A 2,356-nucleotide genomic window follows, 5' to 3' on the forward strand; every position below is an offset into this window, starting at 1 on the left:
ATCGTCGGCAGCGTCAGATGTGTATAAGAGACAGCGCCTACCCGGCGCCGCCCCTGCCCGCTCCCCCGCCCTGTGAAGTGCCCCACTTCGCTCCGGTACGGGTGAGCGGTGGCGGACTGCGCCGAGGCCGGTCCGGCCGACGGCGGGTGCTGGCCGCCGGCCTGGCGATGGCCGCCGCAGCACTGGCCGGCGGAGCCTCGTACGGGGCCGTACGAGGCTTACCCGCGGACGGCTGCCCGTCGGCGACGGCGCCGGGAGGGCGGTGAGCATGCTTCAAGATCGAGTGGCTTCCGCCCGGGCGTCACGCGAGACTGCTGCGAGTGGCGGGGCATCTGCCGCGCGCCAATGGGGGCGCGCCCACCGCACCGGTACCGCCGCATTCGTCCGTCGCTTCGACGGCCCCCACCCCGTTCGCCGGATCCGCACCGACGCGCCGGCCGATCGCTGGTTCGGGGCGTGCGACTGGACAGCCCCGCCCCGCCCTGCCGTAAGTTGCGGTGCTGATCGTTGGTGCACCGTTCGTAGCAAGAGTGGAAAGAGGCTGTCAGGTGAGCGAGAGCAAGGGCGTCCTTCAGGGATTCAAGGAATTCCTGATGCGCGGCAACGTCATCGAACTCGCGGTCGCGGTCGTCGTTGGTGCGGCCTTCACGAACATCGTGAACGCCGTGGTCAAGGGCGTCATCAACCCGATCATCGGTGCTCTGGGCTCGCAGAACCTCGACAACTACAAGGCATGTCTCACCACCTGCACCGTGGACAAGAAGACGGGCACGTTCACCGACGGCATCTACATCCTCTGGGGCTCGGTGCTCAGCTCCGCGCTGACCTTCCTGATCACCGCCGCGGTCGTCTACTTCCTCATGATCCTTCCGATGAACAAGTGGAAGGAGCGCCAGGCGGCCAGGAAGCCGGCCGAGGACTCCCCGCTGGCCCCGACCGAGGTCGAACTGCTCACGGAGATCCGCGACGCGCTGATCGCGCAGCGCATCCCCGCGCCGTCCACGCCGTCCGCCACCTCGGGCAGCATCGGCACGCAGAAGACGCACGAGTAGCAGGCGCCCACGGACGGCAGCACTTGCCGCCCCGTCGCCTCGCTCAGAGGTGGTGGGGCGGCTTTTCGTCGAGGAACCGGGCGAGATCGGCGGCCCCGCCACCACCGGCCGGACGGTCGCCCCAGCCGCGGTCGGTGTCGTCCGAGGACTGCTGGCTCAGCGGATCGTCGAAGATCAGCCGCGCGGCGGCAGCCTTGGCCTTGGCCTTGGCAGGGACCGGGGAGCCGGAGTCGGCCTCAGGGGCGGGGTCGGGCGTGGGGCGGGCGTCGGCCTCCGGGGCGGAGTCCGGCTCGGGGGCGGCCTGGGGCCCGGGGTTCCGCTCGGGTTCGGGGGTGGTGCTCACCCCTCCAGGGTACGGGCGGCCCGGACACGGCGGCCGACCGCCGGGGACCCATCGGGCCCTCCCGGCCGCAGGCGAGCCTGACGCCCCGGTTCCTCTTCCCTCCGGGTCCGTGCGCTCAGCCGGCGAGGGACAGCTCGCCGACGACCTGGTCGCCGCTCAGCTCTCCGGTCGGGACGAAACCGAGACGCAGATAGAACCGTTCCGGCCCGTGCGCGCCCGGCACCCAGGAGACGGTCGCGCGCGGCTGCCCCCGGCGGCGCAGTTCCGCGCACACCGACTGCACGGCGAACCGCCCATATCCCCGGCCCTGTTGGCCGGCGGCGATGTTCAGTCGCCAGATGCCCGAGCGGAGCCTGTCCTCCGGATCGTCCGGGTTGAACCGGACCAGGAAGAAGGCCATGACGAAGCCCACGAGCTGTTCACCGTCGAAGATCAACCGCGGCCAGGCGATCTCGGGTTGCGCGTACGCCTCGGCCAGCGACCGTGCCACCGGCGCCACGAGTCCCTCCTGGTCGGGCCGTACCTGGAGGTGGCAAGCGGCCTCGACGTTGTCCGGAGTGACCTTCTCCAGGCGCAGCGATGATGACGTCATACCGGCAAGCTACAGACCGGCAGCGGAGCCCTCGACGGAATAAAGGGGCAGGTGCGCCGTGTGCACGCGGGCGCCGCTGAGCGGTGCGAACTCTCCCGGAGCTAGCGGCCCTTGTCGTGCGTGGGTATCGGGTGCGGCCGCCGACCGTCGTGCGGCCGGGTCGGCGGGCTCTGTGAGCCGTGGCTGCGTTTGCCGGGGCGGTTGCGGTCGGTGCCGGGGAGCGGCTGACTGCGGTGCGCGTGTTCCTGTCCGGGCATGGCGGTGCCTTTCAGGGCGTGGGGGGTGACACAGGCCCACGCTAGGCGCTTATGCGGCCATCAGCCCGTTCTATGACCTTTGTGGGTGATGGGTGAGGGGTGGGAGTGGGGT

General features: G+C 70.9%; 3 protein-coding genes and 1 pseudogene. 2 read left to right on the top strand and 2 right to left on the bottom strand.

Going from position 1 to position 2,356, the window contains the following annotated elements:
• Both OO62_RS40340 and mscL read left to right on the top strand, forming a co-directional pair.
• Positions 1 to 266: pseudogene (locus OO62_RS40340) on the top strand (hypothetical protein); the annotation flags it as partial.
• A 282-nt stretch (positions 267 to 548) separates the two neighbouring features.
• On the top strand, positions 549 to 1,052 hold the full coding sequence (mscL, locus tag OO62_RS36045) for a large conductance mechanosensitive channel protein MscL (RefSeq protein WP_033271955.1): 504 nt from the start codon (positions 549 to 551) through the stop codon (positions 1,050 to 1,052).
• Positions 1,053 to 1,095: 43 nt separating this feature from the next.
• On the opposite strand, the gene OO62_RS36050 is transcribed toward mscL, so the two are convergent.
• Complete coding sequence (locus OO62_RS36050; RefSeq protein ID WP_033271956.1) at positions 1,096 to 1,395, bottom strand: hypothetical protein; 300 nt, start codon at positions 1,393 to 1,395, stop codon at positions 1,096 to 1,098.
• A 115-nt stretch (positions 1,396 to 1,510) separates the two neighbouring features.
• Positions 1,511 to 1,987: a GNAT family N-acetyltransferase gene (locus OO62_RS36055; protein WP_033271957.1), complete on the bottom strand. Its 477-nt coding sequence runs from the start codon at positions 1,985 to 1,987 to the stop codon at positions 1,511 to 1,513.
• Positions 1,988 to 2,356: the final 369 nt, after the last annotated feature.

Origin of the sequence: Streptomyces lydicus (genome assembly GCF_000717345.1) — a bacterium.
In the GTDB taxonomy this organism is placed as follows: Bacteria; Actinomycetota; Actinomycetes; order Streptomycetales; family Streptomycetaceae; genus Streptomyces; species Streptomyces lydicus.